Annotated in this window: 14 protein-coding genes and 1 riboswitch; of the genes, 5 read left to right on the top strand and 9 right to left on the bottom strand. The window is 44.5% G+C overall.

All coding sequences use genetic code 11. The features are described from left to right. Nucleotides 1-588: 588 nt before the first annotated feature. From VGB26_00070 to VGB26_00060, 3 genes are all read right to left on the bottom strand, one after another. Nucleotides 589-3783 carry a hypothetical protein gene (locus VGB26_00070; protein HEX9756175.1) on the bottom strand — a complete coding sequence of 1065 codons (3195 nt, stop codon included), beginning with the start codon at nucleotides 3781-3783 and terminating at the stop codon, nucleotides 589-591. A 4-nt stretch (nucleotides 3784-3787) separates the two neighbouring features. Next, nucleotides 3788-4489, bottom strand: coding sequence for a hypothetical protein (locus tag VGB26_00065; protein ID HEX9756174.1), 702 nt, complete (start codon nucleotides 4487-4489; stop codon nucleotides 3788-3790). A 336-nt stretch (nucleotides 4490-4825) separates the two neighbouring features. Next, entirely contained in the window at nucleotides 4826-7282 is a 2457-nt protein-coding gene (locus tag VGB26_00060; protein HEX9756173.1) for a hypothetical protein, read from the bottom strand. A gap of 90 nt (nucleotides 7283-7372) precedes the next feature. After that, a riboswitch (cyclic di-GMP riboswitch) is annotated at nucleotides 7373-7494 on the bottom strand. Between the two features lie 1465 nt (nucleotides 7495-8959). Here VGB26_00060 and VGB26_00055 point away from each other — a divergent pair. Further along, entirely contained in the window at nucleotides 8960-9739 is a 780-nt protein-coding gene (locus VGB26_00055) for a sulfotransferase (protein ID HEX9756172.1), read from the top strand. A 41-nt stretch (nucleotides 9740-9780) separates the two neighbouring features. Here VGB26_00055 and VGB26_00050 read toward each other — a convergent pair whose 3' ends face one another. Then, nucleotides 9781-10728: a UDP-glucuronic acid decarboxylase family protein gene (locus VGB26_00050; GenBank protein HEX9756171.1), complete on the bottom strand. Its 948-nt coding sequence runs from the start codon at nucleotides 10726-10728 to the stop codon at nucleotides 9781-9783. A gap of 788 nt (nucleotides 10729-11516) precedes the next feature. Here VGB26_00050 and VGB26_00045 point away from each other — a divergent pair. Next, nucleotides 11517-13298: a tetratricopeptide repeat protein gene (locus VGB26_00045; GenBank protein ID HEX9756170.1), complete on the top strand. Its 1782-nt coding sequence runs from the start codon at nucleotides 11517-11519 to the stop codon at nucleotides 13296-13298. Between the two features lie 58 nt (nucleotides 13299-13356). Here the strand turns inward: VGB26_00045 and VGB26_00040 are convergent, their stop codons facing one another. The 4 genes from VGB26_00040 to VGB26_00025 form a co-directional block, all read right to left on the bottom strand. Beyond that, nucleotides 13357-14319: a glycosyltransferase family 2 protein gene (locus VGB26_00040; protein HEX9756169.1), complete on the bottom strand. Its 963-nt coding sequence runs from the start codon at nucleotides 14317-14319 to the stop codon at nucleotides 13357-13359. Nucleotides 14320-14326: 7 nt separating this feature from the next. Continuing rightward, nucleotides 14327-15229: a decaprenyl-phosphate phosphoribosyltransferase gene (locus VGB26_00035; GenBank protein ID HEX9756168.1), complete on the bottom strand. Its 903-nt coding sequence runs from the start codon at nucleotides 15227-15229 to the stop codon at nucleotides 14327-14329. A 165-nt stretch (nucleotides 15230-15394) separates the two neighbouring features. After that, entirely contained in the window at nucleotides 15395-17338 is a 1944-nt protein-coding gene (locus VGB26_00030) for a tetratricopeptide repeat protein (GenBank protein HEX9756167.1), read from the bottom strand. 306 nt (nucleotides 17339-17644) lie between these two features. Beyond that, nucleotides 17645-18832 carry a GDP-mannose 4,6-dehydratase gene (locus tag VGB26_00025; GenBank protein ID HEX9756166.1) on the bottom strand — a complete coding sequence of 396 codons (1188 nt, stop codon included), beginning with the start codon at nucleotides 18830-18832 and terminating at the stop codon, nucleotides 17645-17647. Between the two features lie 423 nt (nucleotides 18833-19255). Here VGB26_00025 and VGB26_00020 point away from each other — a divergent pair, with 423 nt between their 5' ends. Then, nucleotides 19256-19594 (top strand): sulfotransferase, encoded by a 339-nt coding sequence (locus VGB26_00020; GenBank protein ID HEX9756165.1) that lies wholly within the window; start codon nucleotides 19256-19258, stop codon nucleotides 19592-19594. Then, the gene (locus VGB26_00015; GenBank protein HEX9756164.1) at nucleotides 19588-20541 is read left to right on the top strand and encodes a lysylphosphatidylglycerol synthase transmembrane domain-containing protein; all 954 of its coding nucleotides are present in this window, start codon (nucleotides 19588-19590) and stop codon (nucleotides 20539-20541) included. Before VGB26_00020 ends, VGB26_00015 begins: the two co-directional genes overlap by 7 nt. A 122-nt stretch (nucleotides 20542-20663) precedes the next feature. Here the strand turns inward: VGB26_00015 and VGB26_00010 are convergent, their stop codons facing one another. Next, a complete protein-coding gene (locus VGB26_00010) occupies nucleotides 20664-21719 on the bottom strand; it encodes a DUF2304 family protein (GenBank protein ID HEX9756163.1) in 1056 nt (351 codons plus the stop codon). 303 nt (nucleotides 21720-22022) lie between these two features. On the opposite strand from VGB26_00010, the gene VGB26_00005 reads away from it, so the two are divergent. Then, nucleotides 22023-22410: hypothetical protein (locus VGB26_00005; GenBank protein HEX9756162.1), on the top strand; the 388-nt coding region annotated here is incomplete at its 3' end.

The following is a 22410-nucleotide window of genomic DNA, read 5'->3' as shown; positions in this document are numbered from 1 at the left end:
CGGCTCCCCGATAAAGTCATTCGAGGACAGGTTTCGCGGGAATGACGGGAAGGGCCTGGATTTCCGCTTTCCCCTGCCTGCAAGTGCCCGCCGGACAGGCGGGTAATGACAAAATTTACCCACTCACTTCCACGATGAGCCAATATTTTTAATTTTCACTTAAAAAAGTTCGGAAAGATCTAACTGAATAGTAAGTTGTGGAACAGGAAGACCTAGAAACGCAGTCATTAACCTACCTATCCAAGGCTAAAGGAAGATTGGGGAAATTAGGGGGGAAACATATAAAAAAACTGGAAAGCTCCAAAACTGAAAAAGCAATATTTTTGATATTTTAAAAAAAAGGTGGGAATTTCTGAATTTCAAAAAAAGATCCCCGCAGCAAGACTGCCGGGTATTTAGAGAAAAACCTAAATCCTTAAATCCCCCTTCCCCTTTTGGAAAAGGGGGAACCTAAGCGGTCACCCCGTAGCAAACAACGGAGAATAGGAAGTTAAACTTTAGGGTAAACCACCTTTGAATCAAAAAACCTCAAATAAACCTTTCGAGTTTTAAAAAATCTATGGTTTAACCCTATAATTAGGACAGGCCTTAATTGACATCAAACAATCCCACCAAACCTACTCCTGTTCCTCCTCCCACGCCACTCACTATGGCGGTATAGGCTCCTGGTGGAAGGGTTATGTATATAGCTGAATCCAACGCACATCCTGTAATCGCTGCACTACACGGGTCTAAACCTGTGGCGTTGATATCTTGGTCATCGCCACACGATACCGCTGGAGCCGAACATAATGGGTCCGTCGTCTGCCAATTATTATTCTGTGCAATCACAGTTGATCCAGAGAACACCTGCATGGTGGGGTTGGCCATGGCTCCGGTTACCCCAAAATCTACCAAACTAGGGCCTTGGGCCCGTATTAGAACTGTTTTAGACGATGTCCCCTCAATGATAAAGCCCGCAATCTGAACATTTGCCCCAGTTCCAACAAATCCTCTTGTGGAAATATTAATCAGTTGAGCCAATGTATTTCCAGTATCTACATCAAAAACGCCCACCAAACCTACTCCTGTTCCTCCTCCTACACCACTCACTATGGCAGTATAGGCCCCTGGGGGAAGGGTAATGTATATCGCGGAGTCCAAATTACATCCCGTTGTCGCCGCCGTGCAGGGATCCAATCCCGTTGCGATGATTTCCGCGGATCCGCCACAAGATACCGCGGGCGAAGCACACAAAGGATCTGTCGTCTGCCAATCATTATTTTGGGCAATACTCGTTGAACCTGAAAATAATTGCATGGTGGGGTTGGCCATGGCTCCGGTTACCCCAAAATCTACCAAACTAGGGCCTTGGGCCCGTATTAGAACCGTTTTAGAAGAGGTCCCCTCAATGATAAAACCTCCGATCATTACATTTGCACCTGTTAGAACGAGGCCACGGGTAGAAATGTTTGATAACAATCCCGGATCTAAACTTACGGTTGTGGTTTCTGTTGCGCTATTGTCGCTTATATTTGGGTCGGCTTCATTTCCCATCACATTTGCGGAATTGCTTAAGGTGCCCTCTAGGGAAGGGGTAACAAAAATGTTTACGGTTGCACTTGCCCCGTCCGAAAGGGTCCCCAAATTACAGGTGACAGTACCACTATTTTCCGAACAAATCCCTTGTGACGGTACCGCCGATCCAAAACTCACCCCCCCCGGAAGGGAATCCGTTACAGTTACTCCATTTGCTAACGAAGGTCCATTATTTATCACATTTATGTTGTAGGTTAATGTAGCCCCCACAGAAACAGGATCGGGTGTGTCGATTTTGGTTAATGATAGGTCAGATGAGGCCGCTTTAACATTGGTTATTTCAGAGTCGGAATTATTTGTCCCGTTGGGATCGTTCTCATTCGCGGTTACGGACGCGGAATTGGAAATTGATCCCTCCAATGTCGGTTGAACTAAAATCGTTATGGCTGCACCTGAACCATTGGAAAGAGTTCCCAATGAACAGGTAACGGTTCCACCCGACTCAAAGCAGCTTCCTTGGGTGGGGGTGGCGGATAAAAAAGTAACGCTGGAATCCAAGGTATCTGTAACGGTTATTCCGTTTGCGATGGAAGGCCCATTATTGGTTGCAGTTAATGTATAAACAAGGTTTTGTCCCACCAACACCGGATCAGGGGAGTCCGTTTTAATAATTGAAAGATCGGAAGAGGCTGGATTAACCGTGGTTATTTCTGAAACAGAATTATTTCCTGAATTGGGGTCCCCTTCATTTCCAGAAACAGTTGCGGTATTCGTTATGCTTCCATCCGTTGTGGGAATCCCCACAATCGTTACCGTTGCGCTTAACCCGTTAGCCAAATTGCCCAAGGGGCAGGTTACAACCCCCCCTGTTTCCGAGCAGCTTCCTTGGCTCGGAGTAGCGGAAATAAATGTTAACCCTGGGGTGAGGGTGTCCGTTAGAATAACATTTGTCCCATTATCCGGGCCATTGTTAGTAACCGTTACCGTATAGGTTAATTGGGTTCCAGCTAAAACCGGGTCCGGTGAGTCGGTTTTGATAACCGATAAGTCAGCAGAAAGTCCATTGATAATGACATTCGCTCCTGAATTGATCACCCCTGCAGAAGAACCCAGTGAAGTATAGATGGTTACATCATCCGGGGGATTGGTGGAGGCTTCATTCACTCCATTGAAAAACTCCTCTGGGCCAGGGATGGTTGCTGGGGGATCAAGCTCACCCACGCTACTTCCAGCGGTAAACTGGGGGTTCACATTTGAGATTTCTAAGGAATAATTTCCTCCCGCAGTCAAACCCGGAATTTCATAGAAACCCACCGAAGCAGGGGCAGAAAAGAGATCCCCTGACACATTGGAGACCGCATCGTTATACGGATCGACCACATTTCTGGCAATGACATCTGCACCCTGAAAAGGGGTTACCCCATTTGGTAAATATATGGTTCCGGTGATCGTACCCGTACTGGCCCCAAACCCTCCAGAAGGATACATTCTAGAAACAGTGGCAACGTCATCGATTCTCGGGGTTGAGGCGGCTCCGGAAAAAATTAATGGAAACATAATTTCAACCGATGATAGGGGTGGGGGACCAAAGCCGGTTGCGAATTCATCAAACCCAACATCGGAGTCTCCCAAAAAATAATGTCCATTCACTTGGGAATGATCCAAATTCAACCAATGACCAAATTCGTGAACCAACGTTCCCTTAAAATCATCTTCAGTCAATTCCCCATTGGTTGGATTGCCATCAAACCACTTCCCATTGATGACGGCAATCCCTTCTGTGATTTCCCCTGTGGCGTCAATTCCGCAATCCGGACCCGCAAACGCAATGACCCCTGAGGGCAGCCCCAAGGCCGAAAAAAGAGAACCATTCGCGTCAAAAATAACTGGGCTAATATTATCGGCACAATTGCCATCCAACGCATTAAACTCCGCAACGGTATTGACATCCCCATCTCCGGGGATGCCCCCAGCATTCGAGAAGGTCAGAGAAGAAGTTGAAATATCCGGCCCCCAGCGGTCGAATGCTTCAAGTGTATTGGCCACAGCGGTCGTATTATTCCATAAGCCAAGGTTTCCCCCATCGGGATGGAAAGGAAGGGGGTTTGAAGTATCCCACAAATAAGGGTTACCGTTGCTTCGAGGAAGAAATGGATTTCCTGCAAGGGAATAAGGAACCAAAGAGAAAAAGAAAAAAACCAGGATTAAAAAACTCTGACTTACTTTGTTTCTTTTTTGATAAAAAAGAAACAAAGTTTTTTTCATATTTTTAATTCCCATTCGCCAGCTTTCGAATCAAAGAAACAAAAGGTTCATAGGGAAAAGGAACTGGGGTTTTTTGACCTTCAACTTTAGCCCCTTTTTCCCCTTTTGGAAAAATGGCCATCTCTGCAGCTGATAATTTTTTGGAGGCGGATAAAGATTCTATTGAAATCCCCTCAAAAATTAGTTGATTACTAAGCCGATTTGAAAAACCTTTTTTCCCCTGATCCATTTTTACATCAAACACAGCTTGCTCCATTGCAATAGGACTGGTAAACCCATAAATGCTATCCGCCCCAAGGAATAAAAGCACCTCCTTTCCTTCCTGATACTCCGGTAAAGGCAGAGGGTTAAAGGTAAGGGCGCTTTCAGCTTGGACTTGATTTCCATTGGAATTTTTTGGGTTTGGCGAACCCCCAAACCGAACCTGGCGAATGGTTAATGTTTGTCCCAAGTTTCCTTTAATGGCATCGGTCACCTGAAAGGTATACTCGGTATAATGAATTGGTTGTCCTTTTTTACCAACTTCCATTTCCCCTTCGCTCCGGGATTCACAAACCCCAATCATGATTCTATCTGCCTTGGCTACCATTTCCTCCAGATTCATTGGAACCATTCTATAACCAAAACCTTTTGTGCCCATCCCTAAAACGAAAAGAAAAACCAACCCTGCGGTTAAACTAAAAAAGTGGCCTTTTCTTTTTTGCATATCAAATTCCTCCAAAAAAAGTATCCCATAATTACCAATAAAATTAAAACCTATATCTCTCCTAGAGGTTCGTGATGAAATTTCAGGAAATCTCTATTTTTTTGAAAAAAATATCATGCTCAGATTTTTTAATTAAAAAATTCTTTCTGGATAAAAAATTGGAGATTTTTGAGAAGCTTCAGGCTGGTCGAATTCCATTTAGCTCACTTAAGGTTTAAAAAAATACCTCAAAAAAAAGTGGTTTTTGGAATGCGTAATCTAGAACACCCAATCCCACCCCTCCCAAAGGAAAGAGTGGGACAAATCTTTTTAATGTTTATTTCTCTTAAGAAATCATTAAGGTCCGAGCTCAAAAATACCCACCAGGCCAACACCGGTTGCTCCCCCAACCCCACTGACAATGGCTGTATATGGCCCTGGAGGCAGCGTTATGTGAATGGCAGAATCCAGCGTACATCCTGTTGTTGCCGCCGTGCACGGATCTAATCCCGTCGCGATGATATCCTGGTCATCCCCGCAGGCCGTCGCCGGAGACCCGCACAACGGATCCGTCGTCTGCCAATCATTGTTCCGCGCAATCACCGTCGACCCCGAATACAACTGCATCGTCGGATTGGGCAAAACCCCACTCACTCCAAAATCCACCAAACTCGGTCCCTGCGCCCGAACCAAAACCGATTTATTCCCGGTCCCGGCCCCGATGATGAACCCGCCGATCATCACACTGTCCCCGGTCAATACCAATCCGCGCGTCGATATATTCACCAACTTGGGCAGTGTCCCCGTATCCGGATCGAATACCCCCAACAGACCCACGCCCGTTCCTCCACCCACACCACGCATGATGGCCGTATAAGGCCCCGGCGGCAACGTAATCAAAACCGCTGAATCGAATGTACACCCCGTCGTCGCCGCCGTGCACGGATCCAGCCCCGTCGCTTGGATTGCCGCCGCATCCCCGCACCCTGTCGCCGGCGAATCACACTGCGTCACCGGGTCCTGCCAATCATCGTTCTGGGCGATCAACGTCGAATCCGAATAAAGCTCCAACGTCGGATTCGCCATCACCCCCGATACCCCAAAATCCACTAGACTCGGCCCCTGCGCTCGGACCAATATGGTCTTCGGTACTCCTCCACCCAGAATAAACCCGCCGATCATCACATTGTCTCCCGTCCGGACCTCCGCCCGGGTGGATATGTTAATCAACCGGCTCACATCCCCCACATTGGTGTTTTCAGTAGCGCTGTTATTACTAAGATCAGAGTCGCTCTCATTGCCAGCCACGTCAGCGGTATTTCCCACAATCCCGGCGACAGTGGTAGACACAACAATCGTAATGGTCGCATTGGCGCCATTGGCAAGGGCTCCCAAGCTACAAGTTACAACACCTCCTCCTTCGACGCAACTTCCTTGGCTCGGGGTTGCAGAAACATAATTTACATTGGGATCTAACGTGTCAGTCACCGTTACTCCGGTCGCACCACCTGGTCCATTATTGGTCACAGTCACCGTATAGGTTATATCCAACCCCACATCCACCGGATCATATGGATTGTCCGTCTTCGTAATCGACAAATCCACCGACTGCGAAACCACCGTCGTCTGGACCACCGGCGTCGTATTATTCGACTCATCCGGATCGGTCTCATTTCCACTGACGCTTGCCGCGTTGCCGATTGTACCGGTCATAGTGGTCGTCACCACAATCGAGATCGTCGCATTGGCCCCGTTGGCGATGCTTCCTAAATTACACGTCACTGTCCCCCCGGCCTCCGAGCACGTTCCCTGGCTCGGCGTCGCCGACACATACGTCACGCTCGGATCCAGCGTATCCGTCACGACCACGCCGGTGGCGTTATCCGGCCCGTTGTTCGTCACCGTCACACTGTACGTCACGTTCCCTCCCACCACCACAGGATCGGAACTGTCCGTCTTCGTGATCGAAAGATCCGACGACACTGAAGTGAAAGTTGCCGTACAACTTATAGTCCCATTCATCGTCACTTGACCGTCTGAGCAATCCGGATCTCCTGTCCATCCCGCAAACACAGATCCCCCATCAGGGGTTGGGGTCAAGGTAACAATTGTACCGGTATTGTAAAATTCCGAGCAATCCCCAGGGCAGTTGATTCCCGAGGGAGCGGAATTGACGGTCCCTGTTCCCGACCCCGCAAGCGTTACGGTGAGGCCGTATTTTGCATTGTTGACGAATGCCTCGCTGCTGCCGTTCGTAGATGCAAAATTGATGACATGCTCTGCAATTCGCAATGCACCGCTTCCCAGATCATCGAGGATATCCGCAAAAGTTTTTCCACCGGCAATAGTGAATTCGACACCAAGGGATTCCCCTGGATCTACAGCATCTACATCTCCATCAACCTTCTCTGCACTGAATTCACTAACGAAGGGGGGAATGAGGTTTGCCCCTCGGGGCGGATCTTTGGGTCCAAATTCCTCTTCAAAATCTACTATTCCGGAACCTGCTTCAATAAAAGTCATCGGACCCTGGAGGTCACCATTCATATCATCAAAGTAAACAGTGGCAATTTTCATAGGAATACCGCCGACATTGGTAAACGTAAATCGGACCGTCCCTGGGGTGGGCTCGGTAATATCAAAAGAAGTCTGGGCTTCCCCATCGTCACAGTTTTGCTGAAGTAAAGGAGGGGGTATGCAAGTAAAATCAAAATCTCCTGCCTTTGCGGTTTCCGCCGATAAAAGGAAAAATCCCAGCGCAAAAGCCATAAGGCCCGGGATAATAAAAAGGTTTTTCTTTCCATTGATCTTCATTAGCTCCCCCCCAAAAAAATTAAACTTATATAGATTGATCCTTAAAAATAAAAAAGCCGGGCAACCCAAATGACAATGAATCATTGTCACCTCGGTGGCCCGGCTAGCTTTAAGGTTTCACACTGGTGATGGAAAACGGTTACCTATTAACCAATGCAAAAAGCTCCGTAGCTTTGCGCCCTACCGTTACCGGTAGTTTGCCATGATAGAAGGTGTCTTTTCTATTTTGAAAACCAATTAATCTAAAACCCTTACCTCCATAACTTTTTGAAATAACTATAAAAACAGCATTGAACCCATTTAAATCCTTAATTTTTATCCCGTTTGACGGAATCTCAATCCTCGGTTATATTTTCAACAACTACAAAATCCCTGACTAAAAAAACCGCTCCTCTCTTAGTCCGGGTAATGTAGGGATCGGGCTAGTTAGTATTGGAACGTGGGGTCCATGCTAACTAGCCTTTTTTAATACATTTATTACTAAAGCTTAAATATTTTTTCAAAATTTAAATAAAACTATACGAACATACTTTAAAGCAACAATAATGCCATCTAACCTGCTAGTTTTCCACCAAAAAACTGAAATTTGAACTAAACTCATGAAATAATGTCACAAGATTCTATTTAAAAAACAGTTTTAAATTTTCAAAACCTTTTAAATTAAAAGAAATTATTCAACATGGAGAAAAAGAAAATATAATAATAGGAAAAAACCTTTCCAAAAAATGAAAAATTTTACTTAGCAGGAAAGATTTTTTAAATAAACGGGGGCTTCATTTTTAAAAGAGATTGGTTAAAAGTTTTTCAAGAATTTTCAATTTCCTCCTGGCCTCGCCTTTCCTAAAAGAGGATTTATTGTTGGGTCTACCTTAGCAAAGAATGATGAGATAGAATTTGAAATATTAAATCTCCCCTGACCCCTCTTTGCCAAAGAGGGGAAAGTTGGGGTGGGGTTTTTCTCAAAAGAGAGGAAAGTTTAGGAGGGGGTTCTTTCTCCAAAGAGGGGGCGTTTTGGGAGGCTTTTATTAAGGGAGGGACGGTGGCGCTGTCCCCTTTAAGAAACGGGGGGCCCCTCTATTTCTCTCCCCCTTTAGAAAAGGGGGATAAAGGGGGATTTGAGTTTGTAAAATCTCCCCTAGCCCCTCTTTTCCAAAGAGGGGAAAGTTTAGGGAATCCTCTTTTCAAAACTGGGGAAGTTGAATAGGTTTTTTTAAAGAGGGAATTTTCGAAATTTCCTGTCTAGAAGAGGGGCCTCTCTATTTCTCTCCCCCTTTAGAAAAGGGGGATGAAGGGGGATTTGAGATTGTAAAATCTCCCCTGGCCCCTCTTTGCCAAAGAGGGGAAGTTGGGGGGGATCTTTTTCAAAGAAGGGAAGTTTGGTGGGGTTCTTTTTCTAAAGAAGGGAAACTATGATAGGAACTTTTCCCTTAGAAAAAAGCGACCCTCCATTTCTCTCCCCCTTTAGAAAAGAGGGAGAAAGGGGGATTTGAGTTTGTAAAATCTCCCCTAACCCCTCTTTTCCAAAGAGGGGAAAGTTTAGGGAGGCCTTTTTTCAGAGATTGGAGGTAGGATAGGATTTCATTCAGCGATCCCGCACTCACCAGAACAATAGAAACCGTGATTTCCTTCGTGTATACTAACAGATATATTTAATCTCTTGAGAATTGTAAGGAATTTATGGCTCTCCTTCTCTGCGGCCATCAACGGTCAGGAACAACATTACTTCAGAAAGTCTGCAATAGCCATCCTGATATTACAATCACGATGGAGTTTGGAAATTTTTTAAACTTAGAACTTTCCTACAGGGCCTATTGCGTTTTTTTCCTAAAAAGATGGTGGAATATTAAAAATGAGTGGGGAATAAATCCAAACTATGGTTTCATGAAGTCCGGAATGCTAGCGAATTTTATCTTTATCTCCCGGTATCTCCTCCATCTTTTTCCTTCTCATTCAAAGCCATTAGGGTTGCAATCTCACATAACGGCATTAAAATCCATATTTTCTTCAACCCTTGTGGGGGATAAATGGCCCGATTATATCTTTCTCCTGGATCAATTGGTTGATTCAAAACTTTTAAACTGCTTGGTCATTTATCGTGACTGCAGGGATGTAACAAGTTCCACCCTTAATATGGCCAGGACGCGATGGCGAAACCAACCCTGGGTGAATACCCTAGATACCCCAGAAAAAGTGGCAAGACGTTGGGTCTCGGCGATTGAAATAATGGAAAAAAATAAAGATAAAATCTATACCATGCGCTATGAAAACCTGGTGGAAAACCCTAAAAAAGAATTACAGGAACTTGGAAATTGGTTAAAGGTAGATCCTAGTGGGTTTAAGTTAAGTTTAATTAAACATCATTGCCTCGGAAAATATAAAAAAGGCCTTACCCACGAGGAACTCAAAATGGTAATGGAAATTGCGGGACCGACCATGGAAAAGCTGGGTTATTTATAAAGGAGAAGTTAAAAGGGAAAGGTTATAGAAAAAGTGGTTGTTTAACTTTTTCCCTGATTTTTCTGGAACCAATCAATGGTCTGGGAAAGCCCTTTTTCCAGGGAGATTTTGGGCGCCCATCCGAGCTGATCACCGATTTTTTGAATATCCGGGTTTCTCTGCTTTGGATCATCTTGTGGCAGGGGATGGTAGGAAATTTCCGATTTAGACCGGGTTAAACCCTTAATAACGATCGCCAACTCTCCGATGGTCACCTCATGGGGGTTCCCCAGATTAAACACCTCTCCCGAAGTCGTTTTTGAAAACATCACATGGGTAATGCCTTCAATCAGATCATCCACATAACATAGGCTTCTGGTTTGCTTTCCATCTCCGTAAACGGTTAATGGAAGATTCCGGATCGCCTGGCAAATAAAATTAGAGACCACTCGCCCATCATCCTTTTTCATCCTCGGACCGTAGGTATTAAAGATCCGGACAATGGCCACATCACAACCGAATTCCTGGTGATATATAGTAGTCAGGGTCTCCGCCAAACGCTTGCTTTCATCATAACAGCTTCTGGGACCTACCGTGTTGACATTCCCCCAGTAACTCTCTTTTTGGGGGTGAACCAGGGGATCCCCGTAGACTTCCGAGGTGGAGGCCAGTAAAAATTTGGTGGGCCCACCCAATGTGACGTCTAACAAATTTTTGGTTCCGGTTGAATTGACCAGGGCGGTTTCCAAAGGATACCACTGATAATGCACCGGGCTGGCGGGACTGGCAAAATGAAAAATATAATGCACCTCTTCTTTGAGTTCAATGGACTGAATCACATCATGGTGAAGAAATTTAAAATGGGGGTTGGAAAAAAGGGGCTGAATATTCTCCTTACGGCCCGTAATAAAATTGTCCATGCACAATACATGGTACCCTTTCCCAAGGAGCTTCTCACAAAGATGGCTCCCGATAAAACCGGCCCCTCCGGTTACCAAACAGGTTTCCATTAGCTAGCACTTTCCTTTTTTTTAAAAAAAATTTCTCTTAACTCACGGGTCAAAAACAAAAAACCAAAATAGAAGGTCATTTCTGAATTCTAAAAGAACCAGAGATATTATAACATGGTAAAAATGAATCGCAAGCCCTTAGACCAGGAGAGTGTATGAACCATCTTGTTTTGTAATTATTAAATCTCCCCTGACCCCTCTTTGGAAAAGAGGGGGATTTGGGTGGGTTCTTTTCCAAAGAGGGGAAGTTGGGTGGGGTCTTTTTTAAAGAGGGGAATGTTGGGGGGAGCCCTCTTTCCAAAGAAAGGTAACAATTGAGGGTTCTTTTCAAAGAAGAAAATTTTGGTGAGGTTCTTTTTCTAAAGAAGGGAAACTATGATAGGAACTTTTCCCTTAGAAAAAGGGGACCTTCCATTTCTCTCCCCCTTTTGAAAAGGGGGATGAAGGGGGATTTGAGATTGTAGAATCTCCCCTGACCCCTCTTTTCCAAAGAGGGGGAAGTTGGGTGGGTTCTTTTCCAAAGAGGGGAAGTTGGGTGGGGTCTTTTTTAAAGAGGGGGAAGTTGGGGGAATTTTTCATTTCCCAAGTGGGGAAAATTTGGGAAGGGATGGCCTATGAACCAAGCGATGGTGGACAATTCCTAAATCCTTATTGAAGGGACCGATGATTTCTTGCGACCCTTAAAAATTTTAGGTATACTTTCACAGCATCCTATGGTTTCTCTTTTCTCAAACGTCCCCTTTGCAGGACACTCCCCAGAAGGATTTTGAGTGGGCCAATCGCCCTGGGTGAAATCCAAATTTTGGCTACCGCCTCTCCTCCTTTCCATTCTGGTCAACGTAAACGTCCTCACCAATCAATTTGTGTGGGATGATGTCATCCTGATCGAACAGCAATTTCCCGGGTTCCAAACCCTCCGTGATGTTCTCTTTCCCGATTTAACGATTTTCCAAATCAGCAAAAATTATTATCGCCCCCTCATCACCCTTTCATTTCTTTGGGATCAAACCCTTTGGAATCAGGAACCTTTCGGATACCACCTCACTGTTTTTCTTTTTCATATTGGAAATACCCTTCTGGTCTTTTTCCTCTCCCGACAGCTTCTTCCTGACCATCCCATGAAAAACTGGATTGCCCTGCTTTCCTCGTCTCTTTTTGCGGTGCATCCGATTCACACCGAAAGTGTGGCATGGATGTCGGGCCGCACAGATTCTATCTCCGCTTTTTTTATGTTCTTTTCGATGTTTTGTTATTCAAAATACAACGAAAAAAATTCTTTTGGATTCCTTGTTTTCTCAACAATCTTTTTATTCCTAGCCCTTTGCGGAAAAGAAGTAGCCATTGCCCTCCTCCTGCTTTTCCCTTTTTTTGACTTTATCCAGAGAAGGGACGTCCAAAAAACAGGCCATTCTCCTCAATCCCCCAACCTGTTTACCTATCTTCTTCCAGGGGTTGCTCTCCTTTCCTATTATGCATTGAGGCACGCAGCACTGGGAAGTAGCATTGGAGAAATGCAGTGGAAAATACCAACAGAAAAAAATGTGTTTCTGGATATCATTCTGATTGCAGGGTTTTACCTTAAAAAACTCCTGTGGCCTTTTAACCTTCAGGCTTTTATTCCTGAAATTCCCAATGACCTATCTCATTGGATCATCTCAATCGTGCTGCTGGTCTGTTTTTCGATCCTTTTCGGGTGGGCCTATTGGAAAAAACATTTTTTGATCACCTTTTCCCTAACGTGGGTTTTTCTTTCCTTGAGCCCATCCCTTTTGGTGGCATTCTCCTCAGTTTCCAAAACCCCTTTGGCGGAGCGGTATCTTTACATTCCCTCTTTCGGAATTTGCCTTCTAACCGGATTCCTATTGGTGCAATTATTCCAATCCTCCGTTTTTAAACAAACATTTTCTCGAATCAATCAAATCCTTTTCATGACCCTGATGATAGGTTTGATTCTGATTCCATGGTCTTGGACCACCTACCTACGGAATCAGGTTTGGAGCGACAATATTGCCTTTTGGACCGATCTGACTCAAAAAATTCCTGAATACGGACTTCCCCACAACAACCTGGCCCATGCTTTCATTGGCGAAGGACGTTTCCAGGAAGCGGAGAGGGAACTCAATCTCGCCCTTCAATCCATATATGAGGATTTTGGAAAATCTTTGGCCAGTTCCTCCTTGGGAAACCTCTATCGTGTAAAAGGGGAGGAAGGGAAAGCAGAAGCACTTCTTCTCCAGGCTTTGCGTTTCAACCCCTCCAACCACGAGGCATTATTTTATTTAGGGAACATTTATTTCGATCGGGCTGAGAGAGCGGCCCATCAAACCCAACAAAAGCAAGATGACCTGGAAAAAGCCGCCGAATATATAGGAAAATCCATTGCGATCCATCCACTTTTCCCAGAAGGACATTATGATTTAGCCTTGGTCCTTCGACAACTTGGAAAACAAAAAGAAGCCCGTTTCCATCTTGAAAAAGTGATTTCCCTTAGCCCGGATCCCACATCCATCCGTGTAAAAAACGCAAAAATGCTCCTGAACTCCCCCTTGGGGGAAATTCCGAGTCCTTAAATGGTTGGTCTTGTTTGTTTGGTTTTTCGGGTGGGTCGGTTTTTTTTTGTGGTTTGGGTTACGTTGGGGGGTCTGGTTTTTCTTGTTTTAATTCAATCTTCTTGATTCGAAACAACCCATCTTCAATCAGTTTCCGGTTTGAGGCAATTAAATCAGATAACAGCCCCAACACCACCACCTGAAAACCGATAATTAAAAGCGCCGCCCCTAGAATTAAGGACTGAATATGTCCTGAGCCCTGTCCCATCCAATTAAAATAAAGATACCGAAGTCCAATTAAAACACCCACACCAAATATTCCTCCCCCCAGAAGAGAAAAAACCTTGAGGGGTTCATACATCGTAAAGATCCGAAAAATGGTTCCCCCGGAGCGTTTAACATAAGACCAAATACTGGTGTAAAGGCGGGATTCCCGAAGGTTGGGGTTTGTGCGAATGGGAACGGAGGTGATGGCAATATCCTGTTTGCCTGCCTGAATAATGGTTTCCAGCGTATAGGTAAAGCTGGACAACAAATTCAGTCGAAGAGCCGCATCCCGGCTATAAGCCCGGAACCCGCTGGTGGCATCCGGGATTTCTGTTCCAGAAACCAAACGAACCACCCAGCTCCCCAGCCTTTGAAGTTTCTTTTTTGTAAAAGAAAAATGTTGAATATCATCAATGGGCCGTTCACCAATCACCAGATCCGCGTTTCCCTCCAATATGGGGTCAATTAAAGGTTGAATATCCTCCGCACGGTACTGATTATCGGCATCCGTATTCACAATGATATCAGCTCCCAATTTAAGAGAAGCATCAATGCCTGCCATAAAGGCCCGGGCCAACCCTTTATTGTTCGTAAACCGAACAACATGGTGCACTCCCAGCCGTTGGGCCACCTCCACCGTCCGGTCCTGGGATCCATCATCGATCACCAATACCTCCACCTGATCAACCCCTTTAAACTGTTTGGGAAGTTGCTCGAAGGTAATGGGAAGGGTGGTTTCCTCGTTAAAACATGGGATTTGTATGATCAGTTTCATGAGCTCCTTACAAAAAATAAATATCCACCATTAAAAACAGGCCCCAGAGCAATAACGTGAACAATAACGGACGATCGGCCAACAACATTTCCGTTGGAGTACCCTGCACAGCCCCTCCATGAAGAAGATACAGGTAACGGAAAATCCCGAAGAGGACAAAAAAGACGGAATAGATCTGAAAATCACCAACGGTAATGGCATAAAGCGCATAAGACATTACGGTAGAGGCGGTTACCACCGCAATGAGTTGATCTAAAATATACGCATTATACCCTTTTAAAACCTCCCGGTGCAGACCGGGTTCTCCTTCAATGGTCTGTAGTTCGTATCGTCTTTTACTCAAAGCAAGAAACAAAGAAAGAAGAATGGTACACATCACGATCCAATTGGAAGGTTGAACCCCCACCAATACCGACCCCCCAATGACCCGTAAAACAAACCCTAAAGCAATCACCATAACATCCAAAATAATGACCTGTTTGAGCCAAAGGGTATAAAAAATATTAATAATGGCATAGGCACACAAAACCATAAAAAAAGATTTGGATATTATAAAAGCCGATCCTAAACTGATCAGGCTCAATCCCCCGCAAAAACCCCACGCCAAGGATGGGGAAAGCTCCCCGGATGCCAATGGCCTCTGGGCTTTTGCCGGGTGGAGCCTATCGTTTTTCCGGTCGGCTAAATCATTGAATAAATAAACCGCGCTTGCCATAAAACAAAATTGGAGGAACCCCCCAATGGCATTCTGAAGCAGACCCGGCTCCGTCATGATTCCCGCAAAAAACAAAGGCGCCAAGACCAACAGGTTTTTAATCCATTCCCACGGACGGAGGGACAGAAACAAGAGGCGTACATTGGAGGCCCCTCCCTCACTTCGGGTTTCCGATTTTGTTTGATATTCAGACAATGGGTTTCACCGGGTTCATTATTCCTTCTGCTACCCCTTTTCAAAGTGGCGAAAGAGGAAGGGGTCTTTACCGAAAGACCCTTTTATCATACCATTTTGTGCAATTTGTAGAAACCCGCTAAAACAGACCCAGGCCTTTTGGATATACCCTTGGACTTTCGACCCCTATGGATGAGCCCCTTCGCCTTCTTTCATTTCAGAAAGCCGTTTTTTGGCCTGGACCATCATTTTATCCATCAAGGCATGGGGCTTGGCATTTTGCAAAAATAATTGATAATGCTCCCGAGCTTTTTCAGTTGACCCGGCCGTATCATAAAGGGCGCCCAGGCGAAAATGAGACCGGTCATCTCCGGGGTCAATCCGAACCACTTCCTTAAAGGCTTCAATGGCTTTATGGACTTCTCGACGGTTCCCATAAATCATCCCCATCTGAAGCTGCGCTTTATAGTAATCAGGGTCTAACCGAATGGCTTTTTGAAAAAGAGAAATAGCTTGGTCTTGATCACCCTTGTTAAATATCTCCAGTCCCAGGTTATAATAAACTTGAGGTGTTTCCAAACCCAATTGAATGGCGTGACGGTATTGTTGAATCGCAGCATCCGTCCGCCCTTTCTTTTGATAAATCATTCCTAACCTTTGGTAAATGGCTGTTGGAGGGGTTCCTTGGGTCATCCGTTGGGACCCCCTCCCGGCCTGTTTTAATTTTTCTTGGAGTTCCTTGTGGTATCGGAGAGCCAAGAGATATTCCCTTTCTGCTTTATCCAATTCCCCTCTTTCATGATAGGCCAGTGCTAGATTAATATGTCCCATGGGAGATCCACCTGGCGTTTTTCGGTAAAGATCTTCCCAAATTAAAACCTCATCTTGCCAGACTTGATTTCGCTGAACTGTCGTTACCGAAAAGATAATGAGGATAGAGACGAGGACACCGATCATTCCCCTGATAACCCATCCCCTTGGATCCCCCTCCCAACGATTAACAAGGTATTTTGCCAAAAATCCTATTCCTAGACAAAACCCAATAGAAGGCAGGTAGGCCGACCGTTCCATTACCGACGCAGAGGGAAGAGGAATAATTCCCAAAACAGGAACAAGGGTAATTAAAAACCAAATCCCGCTGAATAAAAACCCCGGGTGTTCTTTTCGGTTCCATAGAAGCAGTCCTGTTAAAAAACCGAGAACAAAAAGGGCCAGGAGAAAATTAGTGTTCCCGATATTTAAAACTTTTGGGACTTCATGAAAAATCATAAGAGGATAGGGAACAACCATTAAAGACAGGTACTCCCAAAGAAGAACCATGGCGTTCATCAAACGAACGCCTAAAGGGATTCCATAGATATTTTCCACCGACACCGATCCCATGGCCAAAGAGCGCATGATGATATAAAGGATTCCCACTGCGGCAAAGGGAAGGTAATCGAGCCATCTTTGAAAAAGATTCCGGATCCCTGCCCAAGGTCTTACCCAAAGCAGGTCGTACATTAGCAATATAACCGGAAGGGACATCCCGATTTCCTTTGTGAATAAAGCCATGGCGAATCCCATTACCGAAAAAATTAAAAATTTATAAGACCGGCTGGCCCCTTTTAAATAAAAATGGAAACCCAATAAGGAAAGAAGAAAAAATATCGTTGCAGGGGGATCTGTTCGGGCGGTTACAAAAGCCACAGACTCCACGTGAACCGGATGTACGGCAAACACAAGAGATGCGACCACAGCCATTAACTTATTGCCAAAAATAAAAATAATAACCACATAAAATAAAACCAAAACCAAAAGGTGTGAGATTAAACTGCTCAGGTGAAATCCAAATGGATTTTCTCCCCAAATTAAATAATCTAAACGAAAAAAAAGGCTAACCAAAGGCCGATAGAACGGGCAGTCCTGGGAGGCCCCTTCACAAAACCCCTTAGAAAAATAACTGAGAAAGCCCCCCCCTTCTGTGATTTGAAGATGATTTAAAACATACACATTGTCATCAAATAGAAAGGGCCCATGGAGTGAATTGAAATAAAGGAGGGAACCTAATAAAACCAGGAATAAAAGATGGATACAATTTTCCTTTGTGACCGGGTAAACCTCTGAGTCTTTCCTTAATTTTTTCCCCATTAAATGCTTTCTCATCTTACCGTAAAAAAGGGGTTGCCCAATTTCCGATCCGGGTCCGTTTCAAGTTTAAACCTAATGGAAACCCTTCGAAAGGTCCTATCCTCCCTAAGGGAGGGGGGCTTTTATTTTTTCCCAAGAAATATCCAGGAATGGGTTGTTTGTGTGATGTGGTGAAGGGGAAAAGAAAAAAGATTTGACCTCAACGCATAAAAGTCATCCATTTTGAGTGGGGCAGTCTGAACCATCAGCGGTGCAAGTTCAGAATTTACAAAATGAAAAAAATCTTTAAAAACATGAACAGAAAAATTAACCCGAAAGAAACGAGACCTTTTTCCGCTTTCCATCCCACCGAATATCGGGAATCAAGGCTTCTTTCCTGGCTTCGATCCGGGACCGGTACTTCATCAAATCATTCAGCATGATCCGCAATTCTTCCTCTAGGGAATGTGTGGGTTTGTATCCCAGGTCTAGAAGTTTTTGATGATCCGGGTTGAAATAGTGCTCTTCCATTTCTTTCCGGGGATTTTCCAGGTTTCGAATGGACACTTTCAAACCCAGGTCTTTCCCCACCTTTCCAACTTTTTGAGCTAACTCGGTCGTATTGTAAACTTCCTGAAATTGATTCAATACGCTGTATTCCCCGTGGGCTGGAGGATGGTTAATGGCCAAGGTCAAACATTGCATGGAGTCCCGCAAGGGAAGAAAACCCCTTTTTTGTTTTCCCTTCCCAAAGGGGGTCAAGGGATGGCCGATGACGGCCTGAGCACAATATCGGTTGACCGCCGTTCCGAAACATTGGTCAAAGTCAAATCGGGTGACGAGGCGCTCATCATCAGCCATTTCGTCAATTCGGGTTCCAAAAACCACACCCTGCATAATATCGGTTGAGCGGAGTCCCCAAATTTTGCAGGCCAACATGATATTATGGGAATCGTGAACCTTGGTTTGATGATACCAACTTCCCGCCTGTCTAGGAAAAGGGAGGGTGTCTTTTCTTCCCCGATATTCGATGGTAAAAAAACCTTCGGGAATATCTATGTTAGGGGTGCCGTATTCCCCCATGGTTCCGAGCTTAACCAGATGGGCATCCGGGGAGGTCTCTTTCATGGCATAGAGAATGTGCAGTGTTCCAATCAGGTTGTTCATTTGGGTAAAAACGGTGTGTTCCACATCCATCATGCTGTAGGGCGCTGAGGGCATTTCCCCAAGATGGACAATGGCCTCCGGCTCAAAAGCGCGAAAACAGTTCAACACAAAGTTATAATCTCTTAGGTCTCCCTTTCTAAACTGGAGGTTGTTTCCAAAATGTCCACGAAACGCTTCAAGTCTTTCGGTCATCCGCCGAATGGGTGTCGCCGATTGAGAACCCATTTCCGCCACCCAATCTCTTCTAAGGAAAAGATCGCATCCGCTGACCTCATGGCCCCTGGCTGCCAAATAAAGGGCCAATGACCATCCCGTGTAACCGTCCATGCCCGTAATAAATACTCTCATAGGATTTTAAAAACCCCCTTGTCCGTCTTATGTTTGTTTTTTACCGGTATAAAAACCATTGATGTGCATGATTTTATTAAATTAACCGATTTTTTCAAACGAGTCAATCTCCATTTCTAACCCGAACCCGAAAACCATTTCCCTTGGAACAAAAGGCTAAAACGCGCTATCAAATTTTTTAAATATAAATTAAAGGTTCCCGCAACAAGCTCCGGGGTTTTCAGAGGAAAAACTCAATTCTCAAATCCCCCTACCCCCTTTTCCAAAGGGGGAACCTCAGTGGTCACCCCGCAGCATCCTACGGGGAATAATCAGTAAAAGAGGTTTTGGAAGAGGGACCCCAAAAGTATTTGGAGAAACCCTGAAGAGGTTTAAAAAATAGGGCTTCTTGACATAAGAAAGATCTGAATGTAATGATTACGTATGCCCAAAGTGGTTTTTATCGTTGGGTCTCCCCCATCCGGAACAACCCTATTGAAAAATATTCTTGGTTCCCATCCTGATATTGCGGAGTGGTATGAGCCTTATCTTGAAATACGGTTTGAGGACCTCCTGCAAGACCAAAGGCCCACCCTGCACAAGATCATGGATTTTAAAGACACCCAACCTAACCACCGCTTATTTGTAGAGATTGCAAATGTTAGAGAAGAAAATCCCGGAAAGCGAAAGTCTAAATTCACATCCCAAGGAATCGCTCAAAACCAACCCCTTTTTGAGTCCTTGCTGAAAACTCTGAGTTTTTGGGACCTGCAAAGATGGTAAACAAAAAATTAAAATTCCTATTCAGGGGGGTCATCTCCGGTATTTTTCTGGGCTATCTTTTTTTGAAGGTAGATTGGTCTGTGATGGGTAATGTTTTGGGAACCACGGACATGAACTTTTATCTTGGGTCAACTCTTTTAGTATTTCTGGGGAGTTTATTTTTGGCTTCGAAATATTACCTGCTGATAAAAAACACAATCATCAGCCGCTCCCTTTTTTCTATTATGAAAATTAACCTGATTAGCCGTTACTATGGTTTATTCCTACCCTCGGCGGTAGGACCTGAACTGGTCCGATGGCATAAAATAACCCGAAACAAAGGCGGTCACGCTTTTTTTTTGGCATCAACGATTTTTGAGCGCCTCACATTTGTTTTTCTTTTACTACTCTCTTCCTTTATTCCTTTTCTTTTTTTCAATTCAAATCTTGAGATTGCCCAATTTAAAGCACAACTGTTACCGTTCATTTTACTGGTTTTGGTATTCACCGTTGCTGCATTCTCATTCTTTGTTTTTCCATGGTTCCAATCATTTCTGCGTGAAAAAATTAAACAAATCCTGGGATCCAATGACCGATGGAATTCCACTCTTTCTTTTTTGGACAACTTTTCCATTAACAATATGTCTCTTTCATTGTGTGGTTTAATTTTTGCACTGAGTTTTTTATGGCATTTGTCTTTTCTTGGGCGGATGTTTCTCCTTTTTCTTTCCCTCAATCTCCCTTTGGGTTTTTTTGATGTAGTATGGATGAGCTCGTTTGTGCTCTTACTTCAGATCCTTCCCATTTCAGTGGGGGGGATTGGTGTCAGGGAGGGGGCTTATGCCTACTTATTTACATTGCATCACTTGCCTCCAGAACAGGGGGTTTTAATCGGGGTTCTATTTTTTTCTCAGGAGTTATTGGTGGCTCTTTTAGGAGGAATATTGGAATTCCACGGGAGTGAATAGATTGTTTGACTTTTCAAACAAAGACTCCACGGGTTTTGGTTCTTTTATGAGACTTCATTTCTTTACACAAAAATTAACTCAATATACACCCAAGCTTCCTGTTTTTTTTTAAATTTCAGTCCTTATTTTCGAAGCCATGTTTTCAGAACGGTTTTTGAAAAATTGAGGCCATATTTCCAGTTTTTTCCTTTTTTGCTTTCCCCAGAATATCGGCGAAGAACCGTGATGGGAACCTCTCCAATACGGATCCCTTTTCTGGCGGAATCAATGATGAGCTCTGCGGTGTGGAATTGATCCTGGAGCAGCAAAACATTTTTTAGTGAATCCACATGAAAGGCACGGAAACCATTGGAGCAGTCCGTAATTTTGGTCCCGGCCAGCAGGTTAATCACCAGGTTAAAGGTGTGGATACCCAGCCATCGAACCAGGCTATCCCTCTCATGTTTTCCCAATATCCTTGATCCGATTATAAAATCCGCTTCATTTCTCAATATGGGCCCCACCAACCGTTCAATCTCTCCGGGAAGGTGTTGCCCATCTCCATCCATGGTAACAATGATTCGGGCACCCGCCTCGGTGGCAATATCATATCCCAACCGTAAAGCGGCTCCCCCACCCCGGTTGATCGGGTTAGAAACCACCAAATGGCTATGTTTCTTGACCACGGTCACCGTTTCATCCCGGCTACCGTCATCAACCACCAAAACGCTAACGGGGTGTCCCTGAACGACCTCCGGTACGGAGGGAAGGATCCGATTGAGGCTTTCCGCCTCATCCAGAGCAGGAATAATGACCACAATTTCTTTTAACCTTTCAACGTTTTCATCAGAGAGAAACTGACGTTTTGCCAAATTCCGAACCAGTAGATCAAACTGAATGGATGCTTTCGCATTTTTTCCTCTTAAGCCAAAAATTAAAATCCAAAGGGCAAAGTTGGAAAAAATAAGTAATGTGATCAAGCGGCCGAATTGTTTGTCTTCTAAGGAAAGCATTCCAGCAATAATATTTATGCTGTTGGGGAAAAGAGCCACCAAGACCAAACCCGCTCCCATGGAGGACATCACCAGAAATTCAGCCCGTCGAATCAGGTGTTTCCTGTATCGACTGAATGCCCAGAGAAAAAAGAATGCTCCAAGGATTCCACCCAGAATACGTAAAAATACTAGAGAAACTGCCATTTTATGCCTAAACGTTTTTGGGTCGAGATAAGGGATCCATTAACCCAAAAGCCCTGAGGGGATTCATTTTTTAAAATAGATTTTAAACAATCCCTTATTTTTTTCAATTACCATTAGTAAAAGTATACATCAAAAAGGCTCCAAGGGTAATACGGAAATTTTTCTCCAAACCCTATGTATTTTATCAGTTGAAGGCCTTTTAAAAATCCCTTCTTTTATTAAAATCGCCTTTGAGCGATAGTAGTTTTTTTTAATGGTATCAGTTCTTTACAGCATTTTAGACCATCTGATATAGTTACTCCAATGGTCGCCCTGTTCCCCAAAAAAGAAGAACAACGAGCAGAAGAGGCTCCCGCCTCTGAGGCCCTAACTGCGGGCCCACGGGTGGTCTTACTGGCGCTTTCAGTTCTGGCGACCCTTATCTATTTCAACACCCTCACCTCCTCTTTCCATTTCGACGATGTGATCAGGATTGTAAATAATCCCAAGATCAAACATCTTTCAAACCTTCTGGATATGTCCGATAGCCGCTATATTGGATATTTATCCCTTGCATTGAATTATCACTTCGGGAGACTTAATGTTTTTGGCTACCATCTGGTCAATCTGCTCATTCACATCGCCAACGGATTCTTAGTCTACCTTCTGGTGCAGCTCTTGTTTAAAACGCCCAGGATGCTCTCTTCCCATT

The organism is Nitrospiria bacterium (genome assembly GCA_036397255.1).
Taxonomy (GTDB): domain Bacteria; phylum Nitrospirota; class Nitrospiria; order DASWJH01; family DASWJH01; genus DASWJH01.
This window is presented reverse-complemented; position numbering and strand designations above follow the sequence as displayed.